Annotated in this window: 15 protein-coding genes; 11 read left to right on the top strand and 4 right to left on the bottom strand. The window is 70.1% G+C overall.

The genetic code is table 11. The features are described from left to right. Window positions 1–26: 26 nt before the first annotated feature. The 5 genes from MKK84_RS08140 (at window position 27) to MKK84_RS08120 (ending at window position 6841) form a co-directional block, all read left to right on the top strand. Window positions 27–2078: an AI-2E family transporter gene (locus tag MKK84_RS08140; protein ID WP_243918549.1), complete on the top strand. Its 2052-nt coding sequence runs from the start codon at window positions 27–29 to the stop codon at window positions 2076–2078. Between the two features lie 106 nt (window positions 2079–2184). Beyond that, entirely contained in the window at window positions 2185–2973 is a 789-nt protein-coding gene (gene hisN / locus MKK84_RS08135) for a histidinol-phosphatase (protein ID WP_243918547.1), read from the top strand. A 163-nt stretch (window positions 2974–3136) separates the two neighbouring features. Then, window positions 3137–4252, top strand: coding sequence for a hypothetical protein (locus tag MKK84_RS08130; protein ID WP_243918545.1), 1116 nt, complete (start codon window positions 3137–3139; stop codon window positions 4250–4252). A gap of 86 nt (window positions 4253–4338) precedes the next feature. Further along, window positions 4339–5784, top strand: coding sequence for a YcjX family protein (locus MKK84_RS08125; RefSeq protein ID WP_243918543.1), 1446 nt, complete (start codon window positions 4339–4341; stop codon window positions 5782–5784). A gap of 31 nt (window positions 5785–5815) precedes the next feature. Further along, on the top strand, window positions 5816–6841 hold the full coding sequence (locus MKK84_RS08120; RefSeq protein WP_243918541.1) for a YcjF family protein: 1026 nt from the start codon (window positions 5816–5818) through the stop codon (window positions 6839–6841). A gap of 14 nt (window positions 6842–6855) precedes the next feature. Here MKK84_RS08120 and MKK84_RS08115 read toward each other — a convergent pair whose 3' ends face one another. The 3 genes from MKK84_RS08115 to MKK84_RS08105 all read right to left on the bottom strand — a co-directional run bounded on the left by MKK84_RS08115 (window position 6856) and on the right by MKK84_RS08105 (window position 8924). After that, window positions 6856–7080: a hypothetical protein gene (locus tag MKK84_RS08115; protein WP_243918539.1), complete on the bottom strand. Its 225-nt coding sequence runs from the start codon at window positions 7078–7080 to the stop codon at window positions 6856–6858. Window positions 7081–7253: 173 nt separating this feature from the next. Continuing rightward, window positions 7254–7805 carry an RBBP9/YdeN family alpha/beta hydrolase gene (locus MKK84_RS08110; protein ID WP_243918537.1) on the bottom strand — a complete coding sequence of 184 codons (552 nt, stop codon included), beginning with the start codon at window positions 7803–7805 and terminating at the stop codon, window positions 7254–7256. A gap of 45 nt (window positions 7806–7850) precedes the next feature. Next, window positions 7851–8924, bottom strand: a complete 1074-nt coding sequence (locus MKK84_RS08105; protein ID WP_243918535.1) for a UV damage endonuclease UvsE — start codon at window positions 8922–8924, stop codon at window positions 7851–7853. A 128-nt stretch (window positions 8925–9052) separates the two neighbouring features. Here MKK84_RS08105 and MKK84_RS08100 point away from each other — a divergent pair, with 128 nt between their 5' ends. The 3 genes from MKK84_RS08100 (at window position 9053) to MKK84_RS08090 (ending at window position 12058) form a co-directional block, all read left to right on the top strand. Then, on the top strand, window positions 9053–10246 hold the full coding sequence (locus tag MKK84_RS08100) for a YihY/virulence factor BrkB family protein (RefSeq protein ID WP_243918533.1): 1194 nt from the start codon (window positions 9053–9055) through the stop codon (window positions 10244–10246). A 68-nt stretch (window positions 10247–10314) separates the two neighbouring features. Beyond that, window positions 10315–10725 (top strand): peptide-methionine (R)-S-oxide reductase MsrB, encoded by a 411-nt coding sequence (msrB, locus tag MKK84_RS08095; RefSeq protein WP_243918531.1) that lies wholly within the window; start codon window positions 10315–10317, stop codon window positions 10723–10725. Window positions 10726–11044: 319 nt separating this feature from the next. Beyond that, the gene (locus MKK84_RS08090) at window positions 11045–12058 is read left to right on the top strand and encodes a hypothetical protein (protein ID WP_243918529.1); all 1014 of its coding nucleotides are present in this window, start codon (window positions 11045–11047) and stop codon (window positions 12056–12058) included. Window positions 12059–12156: 98 nt separating this feature from the next. Here the strand turns inward: MKK84_RS08090 and MKK84_RS08085 are convergent, their stop codons facing one another. Next, complete coding sequence (locus MKK84_RS08085) at window positions 12157–12585, bottom strand: L,D-transpeptidase (protein ID WP_243918521.1); 429 nt, start codon at window positions 12583–12585, stop codon at window positions 12157–12159. A 247-nt stretch (window positions 12586–12832) separates the two neighbouring features. Between MKK84_RS08085 and MKK84_RS08080 the strand changes: the two genes are divergently transcribed. From MKK84_RS08080 to MKK84_RS08070, 3 genes are all read left to right on the top strand, one after another. Further along, window positions 12833–14206, top strand: a complete 1374-nt coding sequence (locus tag MKK84_RS08080) for a dicarboxylate/amino acid:cation symporter (RefSeq protein WP_243918512.1) — start codon at window positions 12833–12835, stop codon at window positions 14204–14206. Then, window positions 14206–15132, top strand: a complete 927-nt coding sequence (locus MKK84_RS08075; protein ID WP_243918510.1) for an ROK family protein — start codon at window positions 14206–14208, stop codon at window positions 15130–15132. The genes MKK84_RS08080 and MKK84_RS08075 overlap by 1 nt, the downstream gene beginning before the upstream one ends. A 325-nt stretch (window positions 15133–15457) precedes the next feature. Next, window positions 15458–17179: an enoyl-CoA hydratase-related protein gene (locus MKK84_RS08070; protein ID WP_243918508.1), complete on the top strand. Its 1722-nt coding sequence runs from the start codon at window positions 15458–15460 to the stop codon at window positions 17177–17179. Window positions 17180–17239: the final 60 nt, after the last annotated feature.

Raw genomic sequence — 17239 nt, 5'->3', positions numbered from 1 at the left:
GTAGCGTTCGGGGCGCGGATCGCGGCATGGCAACAAGAACCCCGGTCGGGGGTGAACCGGCGGCGCGGCAGGGCGCGCCCCTGATCCCGCCGCGCCCCACGCGCGTCGCCGCCGCCGAGACCCCACGGGCCGCCATGGCATCGCCCGTGGTGGTCGGCGCCACGATCATCGCGGCGCTGTATTTCGGCCGCGAAATCTTCATCCCGATCGCGATCGCGCTGCTTCTGTCCTTCGTGCTCACGCCGCTGGTGAACCGCCTGCGGCGGCTGCGCCTGCCGCGGCTGGTGGCGGTGGGCGTCAGCGTCCTCCTGACCCTCGGCGTCGTGGCGTCGATGGCGACCCTGATCGGCATCCAGGCGGCCGACCTGGCTGGGGACGTCCCGCGCTACCGGTCTACGATCGAGCATAAAATCAACGGCCTGCGCGACTCGCCCGTGGGGCACGCCACCGAATACGTAGCCAATATCGGGCGCGCCCTGCACACCGGTGGCAAGGAGGCGGGAAAGGAGGTGGGCGCCGCGGAGGGGCCGGCCGCCACGCCGCCGCAGCCGGCGCCGGACCAGACGGGATCGCAGCCGAAACCCGTGGTGGTCGAGGTGGCCTCGACCCCGCCGGGCTCGCTGGAAATGCTGTCCACGGTGCTGACGCCGGTCATGCATCCGCTGGCCACCGTCGGTATCGTGTTCGTGGTCCTACTATTCGTGCTGATGCAGCGCGAGGATCTGCGCGACCGCATGATCCGGCTCGCCGGATCGAGCGACCTGCACCGTACCACCGTGGCGATAGACGACGCGGCCAAGCGCCTGAGCCGCTACTTCGTGGTTCAGCTCGCCCTCAACGCCGCCTTCGGGATCGTGGTCGGCATCGGGCTCTACGTGATCGGCGTGCCAAACCCGGTGCTCTGGGCAATCTTTTCGGCCCTGATGCGCTTCGTGCCGTATCTCGGCGCGGTCCTGTCGGCGATCCTGCCGATGGCGCTCGCGGCCGCGGTGGATCCCGGTTGGAACATGATGATCGCGGTGGCGATCCTGTTCGTCATCCTGGAGCCGCTGACCGGGCAGGTGGTCGAGCCGATCGTCTATGGCCAATCCACCGGGCTCTCGCCCTTCGCGGTGCTGGTTTCGGCCCTGTTCTGGACTTGGCTGTGGGGACCGGTCGGCCTGCTGCTCTCGACGCCGCTCACCGTCTGCCTCGTGGTGCTCGGCCGCCACGTGGAGCACCTCGAATTCCTCGACGTGCTGTTCGGCGACCGGCCTGCGCTGACGCCCGTACAGAACTTCTATCAGCGGATCCTCGCGGGCGATTCGGAGGAGGTGCTGGGCCATGCCGAGCTGATCCTGCAGCAATGCGCACTCTCGTCCTATTACGACGAGGTGGTCCTCAAGGCGCTCGAACTCGCTGCCCGGGACGCGGCACGGGGGGTGCTGACCGCCCGGCAGAAAGCCGCGATGCGCACCGCTTTGGGCGAGCTGATCGCGGATCTCGCCGACCGGAGCGACATGGTCGCGGAGGCGGCGGGGCAGGGCGGCAGCGGCTCCGGCGAAGGTACCTGCAGCCCGCTGCCGATGGGCCCGGCGCCGGACGGGCTCGCTGCGGCCTGGAGGCGACAGGGCGCTGTGCTCTGCATCTCCGGGCGCGGCTTCCTCGACGAGGCCGCTGCCGCGATCCTGACACAGATCCTGGAGAAGCGTGGGATCGGGGCCCGTACCGTTTCCTTTAGCGAGGCGTCGGCGGCGCGGATCGGGCGGTTCGAGCCCGGCGCGGCGCAGATGACCTGCGTCATCTCCCTCGCCCTCGACGGCGAACCCACGCATCTGCGCCGGCTGATCCGGCGCTTGAAGGAGCGGATGCCGGGTGTGCCGGTGCTGCTCGGGCTCTGGCTCGTTCGGGACGATGACCGGGCCGTGGCCGCCGCGGAGCGGTCGACGGGGGCCGACGCGCAAGCCGGCTCGCTGCGGGCGGTCGTCGAGGCGGTCCTGGCTGCCGCGCAGGATCCGGATACGAGAGACGCCCGAGCGGTGCAGGACCCGAAGAGCAGGGAAGATGCCCTGCCTGCGCCTGTCGCAGCCGGCGCATGACGCCGTCGTTCCGGTCTCGGGGGCTTGACGGCCGGGGGGACGCCCCGGTTTCGTCGGGTGCCGGCCCTTCGCGTCGGCCAGCCGCAGATGGACAGGGAGTGATCCGATGAGCGTCGTCGAACTCGGGCGATTCCTGGACGATCTGGCGGATGCGTCCGGGAAGGCGATCCTGCCATTCTTCCGCGCCCAGTTCGGGCTCGACGACAAGGCCCGCGGCGGCGCGCCGTTCGATCCGGTCACCGAGGCCGACCGGGCCGCCGAAATCGTGCTGCGCAAGCTGATCGGCCAGACCTTCCCGGGCCACGGCATCCTGGGCGAGGAATTCGGCGCTGAGCGCACTGATGCCGAATGCGTCTGGGTGCTCGACCCGATCGACGGCACCCGGGCCTTCATCGCAGGGCTGCCAACCTGGGGCACCCTGATCGGGCTGACCCGCAACGGCGTACCCGTCCGCGGGATGATGCATCAGCCCTATCTCGGTGAGCGCTTCACCGGCGACGGAAAGAGCGCCCGCCTGCGCGGGCCTACGGGCGAACGCCCCCTGCTTACCCGCCGCTGCGGGGACCTCGCCCAGGCGATCCTGGCCTCGACGGACCCGCGGCTGTTCGCGGCCGGCCAGGAGGCGGAACGCTTTCGAGCGCTGGAGGGACAGGTGCGGATGTCGCGCTACGGCGCCGATTGCTACGCCTACTGCATGCTGGCGGCCGGCCAGATCGATCTGGTGGTGGAGTCGGGGCTGAAGCCCTACGACATCGTGGCCCTGATCCCGATTATCGAGGGCGCGGGCGGGCGGGTCACAACTTGGGATGGCGGCCCGGCGGCCGGGGGCGGGCGTATCGTGGCGGCGGGCGATCCGCGGCTGCACGCGGCCACGCTCAAGGTGCTGAACCCGTGACGGCAGGGCGGGGGAGCCCGATGCCCGCGCGTCGGCGCGCAAGAACTTGCGGCATTGCGGCCGAAGGACTGGGCGTGCAGACCTATGTCCGGCGCTTTCCGTCCCCCTTTGCGAGGGACGGAAAGGCGATGCACTTGCACACAAGATTCAAGGACCGATCCGCGTGTTGTTGAACGCGCTCGTCCTTCTGACCAGCCTGATGCCTCTCGCAACGGAGGGCGCGGATGCCGCCCTGCGCGGGCCGCCGGCGGCCCCGGTGATCGCCACGCCCATCGAACCGGCCCCGCGCTTCGACCCCGCCACCCGCTCCGTCTCGAACTGGCACACTGAGACCGGCGCGCAGCTTCTGCCGCGGGCGCTGGCTCTCACGGCCTCGCTGACGGCGGATCCGCCCTACGTCGCCCGATGCGTGCGGCTGAACAACGGCTGGTGCATCAAGTCGGCGCGCTGGCCGGGCGAGATCGGCGCGGACGCCGAGGGGCATACCGCCTTCGCCACCCTCGATGACGGGGCCGACGCGGCGGCGAGCCTGCTGCGGCGCTACTACCGCGACTATAACCGGCACACGGCGCTCGCCATCGTGCGCCGCTGGGCGCCGGCCGAGTGCCGGGTCGCGTCCCCGGGAGCGGGCGGAGGGGTAAAGGCGGCCGCCGTCGCGACGGCGCTGGCGCCGCGCGGCCTGGGACGGACGCTGCGCGCCCGCTTCCTCGCGAAGCACCGCCCAGGCGGAGCGCCCCGGGGTCGGACAGTCCTGCGCGTGCAGCCCTGGTCGCCCCTCGCGCGCATGGCCGGCCGGCCGACCCGTCGCCCCGCCCTTCCGCGCGTGGCGGCGCTCCGGCCCGTACCCGACATCGCGTCCGACATCTCCCCGTCCGCACGCCCCACCCGGAGCGTCGCCGATCCATCGGCGCTCCTCGATCGGAAGGCGGACGGCCGGGTGCCGAACCCCGACCGGATGGTGGCCGAATCCGCGCTCCTGCCTGCCATCGCGGCTGGCCTGCCCCTTCTCGACCTGCGCCTACCGGCCCCGCTCTGCACGGGCGACGAGACACGGATCCAGGCCTACGCCGCCCGGATCAGCGGCAGCGTCGGCCTGAAACCCGGCGACGATCTCAACCTGTTCGAGTCGGACGGAACGCCGCGCGCCAACCTCGCGCCGGTGATGCTGGCGATGTCGGCGGTGGAACTCGGCACCCTCCGGGCCGGTCCGAACCTCGTCGCCGGGGCAATCGCCCGGCTGCGCCCGCTCACACCGGCCGCTGGGGGCACCCCGCCGTAACGACAAGCCTTGCGGTTCGGCCCGCGCCGCGCCACCTCTGCGGCGCGACTTCCACCCCGCCCGTTCCCCTCACCACGAGCCCGCCCGTGCCCCTGACCGACCTTGCCGCACGCGCCGGCTCGGCCGTCAAAGCCTTCGCCGAGGCCTCGCACGACCTGTTGATCCAGCCGACCCTTCGGCTCGGGGTTACCGGGCTCGCGCGCTCGGGCAAGACCGTGTTCACCACGGCGCTGATCCACCACCTCGTGGAGACGCATGCCCTGCCGGCCTTCGCCCCCGCGCAGGAGGGCCGCCTGCGCCGCGCCAAGCTGGTGCCGCAGCCCGACGACGACGTGCCGCGGTTTCCCTTCGAGGAGCATTTCGGGACGCTGACCGAGGCACGGCGCTGGCCGCGCTCGACCGACCGGATCAGCCAGTTCCGCCTGGAGATCGCCTACGAGCGCGCCGCCGGCTGGCGCACCGGACCGGCGACCCTGATGCTCGACGTGGTCGATTATCCCGGTGAATGGCTCCTCGACCTTGCGCTGATCGAGACGAGCTACACGGCGTGGTCGCGGGCGACGATCAACGGCACCCGGCGTCCGGGCCGCGCGGCGGTCGCCGCCCCCTGGCTCGACGCGCTCAAGGGGTTCGACCCGAACGGCCCCCTCGACGAGATTGCGGCCGAACGCGCGAGTGACGCGTTCAAAAACTACCTTGAGGGCCTGCGCGCCGGACCGGAATCGGTGGCGACCACGCCTCCGGGGCGCTTTCTGATGCCCGGCGACCTCGCGGGCTCCCCCGCGCTGACCTTCGCGCCGCTCGACCGCCTGGGCGAGACGATCGCCCCCGACAGCCTCGCCGGGCTGATGGAGCGGCGGTTCGAGGCCTACAAGAGCAAGGTCGTAACGCCGTTCTTCCGCGACCATTTTCAGCGGGTCGACCGGCAGATCGTGCTGGTGGACGTGCTCTCGGCGGTCGATGCCGGGCCCACCGCCCTGGCGGAGCTGGAAGAGGCGCTGGATGCAGTGCTGCTCAGCCTCAACATCGGCCGCAACACGGTGTTGTCGCGCCTGTTCGCGCCGCGGGCCGACCGGGTGCTGTTCGCTGCCACCAAGGCCGATCACCTCCACCAGACGAGCCACGACCGGCTCGACGCGTTGCTGAGGCTCCTCGTGTCGCGGGCCATGCGGCGGACGGAAGCCGCGGGCGCCCGGGTCGGCACGGTGGCGCTGGCCTCCGTACGGGCCACCCGCGAGACCACCGTTCACGACGGCGCCGAGACCCTGCGTGCGGTCGCCGGTACACCGGAGGCCGGCGAGGTGGTGGGCGACGAGATGTTCGACGGCAACAGCGAGGCCGCGATCTTCCCGGGCGAATTGCCCGCCCGGGCCGAGGCCGTGCTGGAGGGTGCGGTGGAACCGGGTTCGCTCCGCTTCCCGCGTTTCCGCCCACCGCTCGTGCGCCCTGACGGTCTCGGCCGGCCGGGACACCTGCCGCAGATCCGGCTGGACCGGGCGATGCAGTTCCTGATCGGGGACAAGCTGGCGTGACGATGTCTGTGTGTCTGCGGAGCTCTCAGCCATGACCTCGGGCCAGAAACCCCGCGCCTTCCGGCTCACAGCGGAACCGCCGCCGAACGAGAGCGTGACCACCACGCCCCTCTCGGCCGGGCCGCAGACGCGGATCGTCGAGGAGCCCTTCGAAATCGTCGATGCCGCCGATGGCGTAGCGGTGCCGGTGGCGCCCAAGCGGCGCTCGCCCTGGGGGGCGCTATTCCTGTCGGCGGTCGGCGGCCTCGTCTCCCTCGGGGTCGGGCTCTCGGTCGAGCGGATGATCTCCGACCTGTTCCAGGCCGCGCCGTGGCTCGGTTGGGTGGCGCTCGCGCTGCTGGGCCTCGCCGGGCTGGCGCTGCTCGCAATTGTCGTGCGGGAACTCGCCGGCCTGCGGCGCGAGCGGAAGATCGAGCGCCTGCGCCAAGCCGCCCTCGACGCCGTGAGCACCCGCGACCACACAGGCGCGCAGTCGGTGGTGCAGGCGCTGTCGGCCTTCTACGCCGATCGCGACGCCCTCTCGGCGGGCCGCGCCCGGATCGACGCCGCCGCCGACGCGATCCTCGACGTGGACGACCGAATCGGCCTCGCCGAGCACGAATTGCTGTCGGGCCTCGACCGGCAGGCCTGCAACGCCATCGCGGCTTCGGCCAAGCAGGTCTCGGCGGTGACGGCTTTGAGCCCCCGGGCGATCGTGGATGTGGCCTTCGTAGTCTTCGCCGCCGTGCGGCTGCTGCGCCGGATCGCGGCGATCTACGGCGGGCGACCGGGTTTCCTCGGCTTCCTGCGGCTAGGGCGTGCGGCGCTTGCGCACCTCACCGTCACCGGCGGAATGGCGGTCGGCGAGAGCGTGATGCAGCAGGTGCTGGGTCTCGGGATCGCGGCCCGGATCTCCGCCAAGCTGGGGGAGGGGGTGCTCAACGGGCTGATGACCGCCCGCTTCGGCCTCGCCGCCCTCAATGTCTGCCGGCCGCTCCCCTTCGTACGGGAAGCGCCGCCGCGGCTCGCCGACGTTGCCGGGGAGCTGCTGCGCGCGGTTCAAGCGGAACCGAAATAACGTTGCGTAGCGCGCTACTTGGCGCCCGCGGCGCGGCGGTTGGCGATGCGGGTGAACATGTTGCCGGTGTAGTCGGCGACTTTCGGCTTCTCGGCCTCACCGACCTTCGCCTCGAAGGCTTCGATGCGCTTGAGCAGCGCCACGTCGTTGAACAGCGAGCTGTTGAAGTTGGCCTGGGCCCGCTGCCCGAGGGCGGTCTGAACCACCTCGAGTCGTTCCAAAAGCTCTTTGCGCGTCACGATTCTCTCCCGGGGCGGCCTCGGGCCGAAGCACCGCCCGCGGCCCCCACTGAAGGGGGCGGTGGTAAACGGCGCGTTAACGCGACCTGCGTCTACCGCTGGATCCGGGCCAGAGGCGTGCGGCGTTCAGCACGGCCAGTTGGACGGCGCTGCAATGCCGAGCACAACTCAGTCTACAACCCCTTCAAGAACCCCGCGAGCCGCATCAACCCCTCGGGCCACGGCCCGTGCCCGCTCGCGACGTTGATGTGGCCGGATTCGCCCGCATCGACCGTCAGTGAGCCCCAGGCATGGGCGAAATCATCCGCCCGGTCGTAGCGGCAATAGGGGTCTGTGCGACTGGCAACGAGCACGGAGGGGAAGGGCAGGGGGTCCCGCGGCACCGGCGCGAAGGCGCGCACCGCATCGGGCAGGCCCAACGCCTCCTCCACGTCGGGGACGGAGACCAGCAGGGCGCCACGCACCACGCCCGCGGGGAACAGCGGCACCGCCTCGACGCTCGCCACCACGCCGAGGCTGTGGGCGATCAGGATCACCGGCCGGGTTGCGGCCGAGACCGCCTCGGCGATCCGTCCGCACCACGCTTCGGGCGTCGGCGCGTGCCAGTCGTCCTGCGCGACCACGCGCGCGGTGGTGAGCCGGCTGGCCCAGCGGGCCTGCCAGTGGTCTTCCTCGGAGCCCCCGAGGCCCGGGACGATGAGGATATTGCAATCGGCGGTCTTCATGCCGGATTGCCTAAAGCGGTCCGGCGGAGGCGTCGAGACCGGGCGTCATTCGGCGGCGATCGCGGCGGCCTGCTCCCGTTCGGTGATGTAGCGGGCGATCTGCATCGAGGCGCGGTTCTTCGCCTTGGCCTCGATCTCGAAGTCCGCCCAGACCAGGTGGCGGGCCACGAGGTCGTTCACCGCCCGGTTCCACATCAGGTCGGAATGGGCGGCGAGGTCCCGGACCGCGTGGCCGGCTTCGCGCAGCGCCGGGAAGTCGGGGAGGGCCTCCGGATTGGAATCCGCGATCACGGCCTCGCGCGATACGCTGATATGGGCGATCGGCCGGATCCCGCGCCAGGACTCCTTCACCCGGGCGATGCGGGGATCGTCCGGTTCGAGATATTCGCCGCCGCTCTGGACCCAATGGTGGTGGAGATCGAGCACCACCGGCACGATGTCGGCGAGTTGCAGCACGGCCTCGAGGCCGAACACGTTCTCGTCGTTCTCCACGGTGATGAGGTCGCGCGCGACCTGGCTCGCCCTGGGCAGCGTCTCTCGGAACCCCGCGACGCCGGGGTCACCGGCCCCGACGTGGATGTTGATGTGGGCGCCGTGCGGATGCCAGCCGCCGCCATAGCCCATCCGGTCGAAGATTTCGGCGTGGTAGTCGAGTTCCGACAGGCCATTGGCGATGGCCGCCGGATTCCGGCTCGCCAGCAGGCAGAACGGGCCCGGGTGGAAGCTCAACCGCACCCCGAGCCGACGCGCCAGGGCGCCTGCCTCCGCAAGCCCGCGATCGACCAGCGCCACCATCTCGGGCTCGGCGTAGATCGGCTGCGCGATCGGGTGGGTGTAGCCCGGCAGGACGTTACTCGCCATGCGCAGCAGGCGCTCCATCGGCGGCCGGGCGCCGACCCAGGCGATCTGGCGGGCCAGCGCGTCGAGGTTATGCGCCACCAGTCCGGAGAGCTTCGTCCGCCGGGCCGCAGGCTCCAGCTTGGCGAGATACGCCATCGTCACGCTGGTCAGGTTCATGTGGAGCGTCGCCTCCCGCTCCGCCTTGAGCGTGGCATGCGTGCCGGGCGGCTCATCCAGAATGAACTTGCAGCAGAAACCGAGGCGGGGCTGATCGACCATAAGACGCACAACGCGCGGAAAGCGCTTGCGTCCCCGCCGGAAGGGCCAAGATTGGCGGAACGGCGGCGGCGCGGCGACGTTTGGCCCCCTGAGCGCGGCAGTTCCGCGCGCACGGCCCGTTCCGACCCATGACCCCGCCACCCTCACGCTCGACCGGACCCTCTGAGACCGGCTCGATCCTGTGGATCCTGATGCTCGGATCGGCGCTGGTGACCCTGGCGGCGGCCCGGCGGGGTGAGCCGGTGCCCCGTGCAACCGCTGAACCGCCGGCCGATCCCGAACCCGCCCGCGCGGTGACCGCGGACAAGGATCCGCGCAGGAACGTCGCCCCCGGCGCGCGCTCGATCTCGGGCCGCGCCGCGCAGCTCACCGTGGCGACCCAGCCCGAGCGCGGCCGCACCGCCGAGACCCCCGCCGAGATGACGCGAGCCGGCTGGAAGGACATCGCGGTCCGGGTCTACCTGGAGTTCAACAAGGACCGGGTCCTGGCGGTTGCCGCAGGCGTCACCTTCTACACCCTGCTGTCGCTGTTCCCGGCGATCGCCGCGCTGGTTACCTGCTACGGCCTGTTCGCGGACGTGAACGCCATCAACGAGCATCTCGCGCAGCTCCACGCCGTGCTGCCCGCCGGGGCGGTCGAGCTGATCGGCGATCAGGTCAAGCGCATCGCCGCCAAGGGCAGCGGCTCGCTCAGCATCACGTTCTTCTCGAGCCTGCTGCTGTCGCTCTGGAGCGCCAACGCCGCCATGAAGGCGATGTTCGACGCGCTGAACGTGGTCTACGAGGAGGAGGAGAAGCGGAACTTCTTCTGGCTGAACCTCCGCTCCCTGACCTTCACGATCGGGGCCCTCCTGTTCATCATCATCGCGCTCAACGTGATCGTGGTGGTGCCGGTGGCGCTGAACTTCCTGGGCCTCGGCTCGACCGCGTGGCTGCTCGCCGCTTTGCGCTGGCCGGCGATCCTGATCGTGCTGCTGGGCGGCCTCTCCGTGCTCTACCGCTTCGGCCCGAGCCGGGAGCACGCCCGCTGGCGCTGGGTCGGCGTGGGAAGCGTCGTGGCGGGCCTGCTCTGGCTCGTCGCCTCGCTGATGTTCTCCTGGTACGTCGCGAATTTCGGCACCTACAACGAGACCTACGGCTCCCTCGGCGCGGTGATCGGCTTCATGACCTGGATCTGGATCTCCTCAACGATCGTGCTGCTCGGCGGCGAGATCAATGCCGAATTGGAGCACCAGACCGGGCGCGACACCACAACGGGGGCGCCGCTCCCGATCGGGCAGCGGCGGGCCAGGATGGCCGACACCGTGGGTGCGGCGGCCTGACTGTACGGGGCGGGACTGCCGAATACCCCGGTTTGCACCTATATGACGGTGCGACAAGGGAGATCACCATGGCGGACACGTCGACCACCAGCCCGGATACCCGCAGCGACACCGAGTGGCGCGAGTCTCTTACGCCCGAGCAGTACCGGGTCCTGCGCGAGCACGGCACCGAGCGGGCCGGCACGAGCTGCCTGCTCGCCGAGAAGCGCCCCGGCACCTTCACCTGCGCCGGCTGCGGCCAGCCGCTGTTCGAGCAGGGCACCAAGTTCGAGTCCGGCACCGGCTGGCCGAGCTTCTTCGAGCCGATCGACGGGTCCGTGGAGACCACGGTGGACCGCAGCCATTGGATGGTCCGCACCGAGGTGCATTGCGCGCGCTGCCAGGGTCATCTCGGCCACGTCTTCGACGACGGCCCCGCCCCCACCGGCCTGCGCTACTGCATGAACGGCGCCGCCATGAATTTCGAGCCGGCGGACTGACGCTCCGAATTTCCTTTAACCTGGGTTGCGAAAGCTGGGCGTAAAGTCGGGATAGCGGGGACAGGACGGTCGGCGACCGAGTCTTGTCCACGGTTCGGTCTTGATTTCGGCACGTTTTTGCTTAGCGATTTATTCTCTCATGTTGTCGCCGCCCGGAGTTTGGCGACGGAAGCGATTGGGTACGGGTGAATACGGCGTTGCAGCACAGCTTAGACGTCGTACGCCGCCGTTCCATTTGCTCCCGCGTGTCCGGGCAGGCGATCCGAAGGGTGTCCGCCGGATCGGCGCGCCGCCGACCACGCGGAGGGGTATTGAGTTCATGAGCACCGTTCGCCGATTTCTGGTCGCCCCATCGCTGGTCCGGCTGATCCGCAAGGAGCGCGGTGGCGCCCGCATCACCGAGGGCCACTTCGCGGCACAGGGAGGCCGGTCCTCCTTCGTGCGGGTCGACGGGCAGCAGTGCCAGCTGGTGCTCCTCAACAAGGGGCCCGACGGCGTCCCGGTCGAAGAGCGGACCGACGTGCCGCGCGCCCATGGCGATGCGCTGCTCGACGTGTGCCCCGGCAAGGCCGCCTACGACCGCACCACGCTGACGATCGGCGGGCGCGAGATCGCCATCGACCGCTACGTCACCCCCGGCAGCCTCGATCTGGTCAGCATCGCCTTCGACAACGACGGCGATGCGGCGGGCTTCCAGACGCCAACGTGGTTCGGGCGGGAGGTCAGCAGCGATCCGGCGTTCGAGCGTCAAGCGCTGGCGATCCAGGGCGTGCCGGCCCAGGAAGAGGTTCCCCTGAACAATGCGGCCCTCGACGCCGTGCTCGACCTGATCGAACCCCGGTTCGGCTTCGGCCGCTATGGCAGCAGCCCCCGGTCCTCCGAGTCGGACGAAGGCGCGCTCGGTGCAATGCGCCGTATCGTGGCGCCGCCCCCGGCACCGCAAGCCGCCCCGGTTCCCGTTCCCGTTCCGGCCGCCCCCGTCGCGCCGCCACCTGCGCCGGAGCCCGTCGAGGCCCTGCCGGTCGCCGCTGAGCACATCGCACCGGAGCCCGAGCACCACGCCGAGCCGGAAGCCCCGCCGCCCGCACCGGAGCCCGTCGTCCATCAGTCGGTCCACCAGGAGGCCCCCGCCGCACAGGCCAGTGCGCCGGACTCGCTGCACGGCGACACCCGCATCGACGATGTGATCGAGAGCCTGTCGCAGGCGCTCGGCGCGGCGATCCACCAGCAGCCGGAGCACGGCGGCGAGGCCAAGGACGGAAAAAGTGAGGATCCGGGTTCGATGTTCGAGCGCTGGACCGTGCGCCCCCGCCGCACCCAGCAGCAGACCTGAGGCGCCGACCGGCTAAGCCGGTACGACGGTGATATCCGGGCCGTGGCGCATGATGCGCCGCGGCCCTCTTTGTATGTGGGAGCCCGGTCCGCCCGGCCTCAGTTGCGGATCACCACCGCCGCCCCACCCCGGTTGCGCGCCAATTGAAACAGGGCGGCCGCGTGACCCGGCGACAGGCGGATGCAGCCGTGGCTGGCCCGGCGCCCGAGCGAGCCCGTCGCGTAGGTGCCGTGGATCGCGTAGCCGCCCCGGAAGAACATGGCGTGCGGCATCGGCGCGCCGTGATATTTGCGCGAGCGCCACATCGGGGCCATCAGCCCGACCCGGAACCGGCCGTTGGGCGTGACGTAGCCGTTCCGGGCGGTGGACACCGGCCAGTCATAGGCGGGATAGCCATCGACGAAGACGCGCATCCTCTGGCGCCCCTGGTCGATCTGGGCGACGATTCCGGCCGAGGCCGGAGCGGACAGGACGCAGGACAAGAGGCCGCCGAGCAACGCGGCCCCGGCCCAATGACGCACAGCCACGGAAAACCTCCGGAATGTCTCTGAACGCCGTTGGACGGACGGCAAAATCCGGCGGCAGTCAAAAAATAGCCGCGCTTCATGGGATGAGCGCGAATGTCGGTCGGGAGAAGTACTTTACTGGTGGGATCGACAGGTTTTTGTCACGGTTGGTTCCCGGTAGATTACCGACCTGCCGTTGAGGCGCGGGACGAGAGTCGCTAGCGTGCAACCAAATCGGGAGGGTGCGCGGCAGTCGCACGGGATGGACATGGCACAGGCAATCCACGCGACAGGTCCGGCCGCCGCGCCGCGCGAGCCCTGGTACAAGGTGCTCTACATCCAGGTTCTGATCGCCATCGCGCTCGGCGTGCTGCTCGGCTGGTACGACCCGGCCACCGGCAAGGCGATGAAGTGGCTCGGCGACGCCTTCATCGCGCTGATCAAGATGATGATCGCGCCGATCATCTTCTGCACCATCGTGCACGGCATCGCATCGGTGGGCGATCTCAAGAAGGTCGGCCGGGTCGGCGTGAAGGCGCTGTTCTATTTCGAGGTGGTCTCCACCCTGGCGCTGCTGGTCGGCGTGCTGGTCGGTGAGGTGATCAAGCCTGGCGCCGGCTTCAACGCCGATCCGTCGAAGCTCGATGCCAGCAAGGTCGCCACCTACGCCAACAAGGCAGCGGCCGATTCCACCGTCGCCCACATCCTGGCGATCATCCCCAAGAGCTTCTTCGATCCCTTCGCCACCGGCGACCTGCTGCAGGTGCTGCTGATCTCGATCCTCACCGGCGTCGTGGTGACGAGCCTGGGCGAGCGTGCGGCCTCGGTGAACCACGCGATCGACACCGCCGGGCAGATCTTCTTCAAGATCATCGGCATCGTGGTGAAGCTCGCCCCCGTCGGCGCCTTCGGCGCCATGGCGTTCACCATCGGCGAGTACGGCATCCAGAAGGTCTACGACCTCGCATGGCTGGTCGGCACCTTCTACGTCACCGCGATCCTGTTCGTCCTCGTGGTGCTCGGCTCGATCGCCCGGGTGGCGGGCTTCTCGATCCTGCGCTTCCTCGCCTACATCAAGGACGAATTGCTGATCGTGGTCGGCACCTCCTCGTCCGAGACGGTGCTGCCGCAACTCATGACCAAGATGCGCCGGCTCGGCGCCTCCGACTCGGTCGTCGGTCTGGTGGTGCCCACGGGGTACTCCTTCAACCTCGACGGCACCAACATCTACATGACGCTCGCCACCCTGTTCCTGGCGCAGGCGGTGGGTGCGGATCTGACCTTCTCGCAATATGCAACCATCATCCTGGTAGCGATGCTGACCTCGAAGGGCGCATCGGGCGTCACCGGCGCGGGCTTCATCACCCTGGCGGCGACGCTGTCGGCGATTCCCAACAGCCCGGTCCCGGTGGCTGCCATGACCCTGGTGCTCGGCATCGACAAGTTCATGTCCGAGTGCCGCGCGCTCACCAACCTCGTGGGCAACGGCGTCGCCTGCGTGGTGATCAGCCGCTGGGAGGGTGAGCTCGACATGGCCAAGCTCAACGAGGTCATGGCCCATCCGGTCGCCATCGGCACCCACATCACCGATCAGCCGCCCCAGCCGATGGGCACGGACAGCAAGGTCGCCGCCGCCGAGTGATGGCGGCTCCTGCGGGCCGGGCACGCCTCGGCATCGATCTCGGCGGCACCAAGATCGCCGGGATCGTCCTCGACCGGGCCGGCGCGACGCTGACCGAGGCCCGGATGGCCGCCCCGCGCGGCGACTACCGGGCCACGATTGAAGCGGTGGCAAGCCTCGTCCTGAAGCTTGAGGCTGCAGCGGGCACGCCCTGCACCGTCGGCATCGGCATGCCGGGGAGCCTGTCCCCCGCCACCGGCCTCGTGCGCAACGCCAATTCATACTGGCTCAACGGACATCCGTTCGCCGCGGACCTTGCCCGACGGCTCGAGCGGCCGCTGCGGATCGAGAACGATGCCAACTGCCTTGCCGTCTCGGAGGCGATCGACGGCGCGGGCGCGGGCGTTCGGGTCGTCTGGGCGGTGATCCTCGGCACCGGCGTCGGCTCGGGTATCGCCATCGACGGACGGGTGCTCACGGGCCGCAACGCGATCGCGGGCGAATGGGGCCACGGCCCGCTGCCGGGAGCCCGGGACGACGAGCGGCCGGGCGCCCCCTGCTATTGCGGCCGGCGCGGCTGCGTCGAGACCTGGCTGGCCGGTCCCGGCCTCGCGGCTGACCACGCGCGGCGGCACGGCGGGGACATGTCCGCCGAGGCGATCGTGGCCGCCGCCCGCGCCGGCGACCCCGCGGCGCAGACCACGCTCGCCAACCACCTCGACCGGCTCGGACGAGCGGCCGCCCAGGTGGTGAACCTGCTCGATCCGGACGTGATCGTGATCGGCGGCGGCCTGTCGCGGATCCCCGAACTGATCGCCGGGCTGCCCGCAGCGATCGCCCCGCACGTCTTCTCCGACGCCTTCGACACCCCGGTGCGGGCGAGCCTGCACGGCGACGCCTCGGGCGTGCGCGGGGCGGCGTGGCTGTGGGACGCCGAACCGGTCTGACGTCTGCGTCCCGACGGATCATATCATCCCGAGCTGTCTGCGCGCGGCCGAAGCGGCCCCCGGCGTCCTCAGCGCGCCCCGCTCGTTCGAAGGCCCGCCGCACGGCAAAGCTTGATCAAAGTCGTTCCATAGCATAAATCGCGTTTACGCTGATGTCCTGATCGATTCGACGCGCATTTTGCCTGTCAAATCCGCTTTATTGATCCAGGATATATTCGAACGACAATAACATACTGAGAAGAAACCCGAGATTGGTTTGGTTGCAGCCGAATTGATATCGGGTATCCTCATGCATGTGCTTCTGGTCTCTTCCGCGTTCAACAGCATGACGCAGAGGTTCTTCGTCGAGCTATCCGATGCCGGCCATGAGGTCGCGGTCGAGGTCTATGCCGGCGACGAGGATCGGCTCGCCGAGGCGTTCGCGGCCTTTCGCCCGGATCTGACGATCGCCCCGTTCCTGACCCGCGCCATCCCGGAGCGGCTCTGGCGCACCTATCTCACGCTGATCGTCCATCCGGGGATCGAGGGCGACCGCGGCCCGTCGGCGCTCGACTGGGCCATCCAGGAGCGCTGGGACATCTGGGGCGTGACCCTGCTGCAGGCCGAGGCCGAGATGGATGCCGGCCCGATCTGGGCGAGGCGGACCTTCCCGCTGCGCCAAGCGCCCAAGAGCAGCCTCTACCGCCGCGAAGTGATCGACGGCGCGGTTTCCTGCATGCGGGAGGCGCTGGCCAATTTCGAACGGCCCGACTTCCGCCCGCGGCCGCTCGACTATGCCGCACCGACCGCCCTCGGGCGCCTGCGCCCGTCGATGAAGCAGGCGGACCGCCGCATCGACTGGAGCCGGCATGGGACGGCCGAGATCCTCGCGCGCATCCACGCGGCCGACGGGGTACCGGGCGTCCTCGACGAGCTCTATGGCCGGCCGGTCTACCTGTTCGCCGCCAGCGCCGAGCCGCGCCTGCGGGGCGAGCCGGGCGCGGTGATCGCCCGGTCGGAGAGCGGCGCGATCTGCCGGGCGACGGTGGACGGTGCGGTCTGGATCGGCCGGCTGAAGCCGAAGCAGGAGGGCGGCATCAAGCTCGACGCCGTTCAGGTGCTCGGCGACGCGCTTCCTGCGGACCTGCCGGTGGTCGGCTCCTCGGAGGATCTCGCCTATCCGAACCCGGTCGAGGAGGTGCGCAGCGAGCGTCAGGGCGACGTCATCCACCTGCGCTTCGACTTCCACAACGGCGCGATGAGCACCGCCCAGTGCCGCCAACTCCAGGCCGCGTTCGAACAGGCGCGGGCCCATGCGCCCAAGGTGATCGTGCTCGCGGGCGGCGAGGATCTCTGGTCGAACGGCATTCATCTCAACGCGATCGAGGCCAGCGCGGACCCAGCCGCGGAATCCTGGGCCAACATCGTGGCCATGGACGATCTGATCCGCGCGATCATCCTGGCGACCGACTCGGTCGTGGTGGCGGCGGTCGGCCGCAATGTCGGCGCCGGCGGGGCGATCCTGCCGCTGGCTGCGGATTTCGTGCTGGTCCGCGAGGGCGTGGTGCTCAACCCGCATTACCGCAACATGGGCTGGCTCTACGGCTCGGAGTACTGGACCTATCTGCTGCCCCGCCGGGTCGGGTGGGAGCGCGCGGTCGAACTAACCGAGTCCTGCCTGCCGATCAGCGCCCGCCGGGCCGCAGATATCGGCGTCGCCGACCGTGCGGTTGCCGGTGAGGCATTCGAGCTGGCCGTGCAGGCCTTCGCGGCCGCGAAAGTGGAGGATCACGCCGCGATCACCGCGCGCAAGCAGGCGGCGCGGGCTGCCGACGAGGCGCATCGGCCGCTGGCGCAGTATCGGCGCGCCGAGCTGACACAGATGTACCGGAACTTCTTCCAGCCGGATTCGCCCTACCACCGAGCGCGCAACGCCTTCGTGTTCAAGCGTCCCGCCTGCTGGTCGCCGGCCTCCGTCCGCCTGCTCACCAGCACGGCGGAGGCTGAGGGAGCCACGCCGCCGGCGCTGTCCGACACCTGCAACGTGCGGGAGGCCGTCGGCTTCTGAAGCCAGACGTCCGCGAAGATGGGGCAAAGGCACCCGGCTCAACACGTCTGACGCAGACGT

Source organism: Methylobacterium sp. E-065 (assembly GCF_022829605.1).
Classification (GTDB): Bacteria; Pseudomonadota; Alphaproteobacteria; order Rhizobiales; family Beijerinckiaceae; genus Methylobacterium.
Note: the sequence above shows the minus strand (reverse complement) of the source record. Positions and strands in the feature narration are given on the sequence as shown.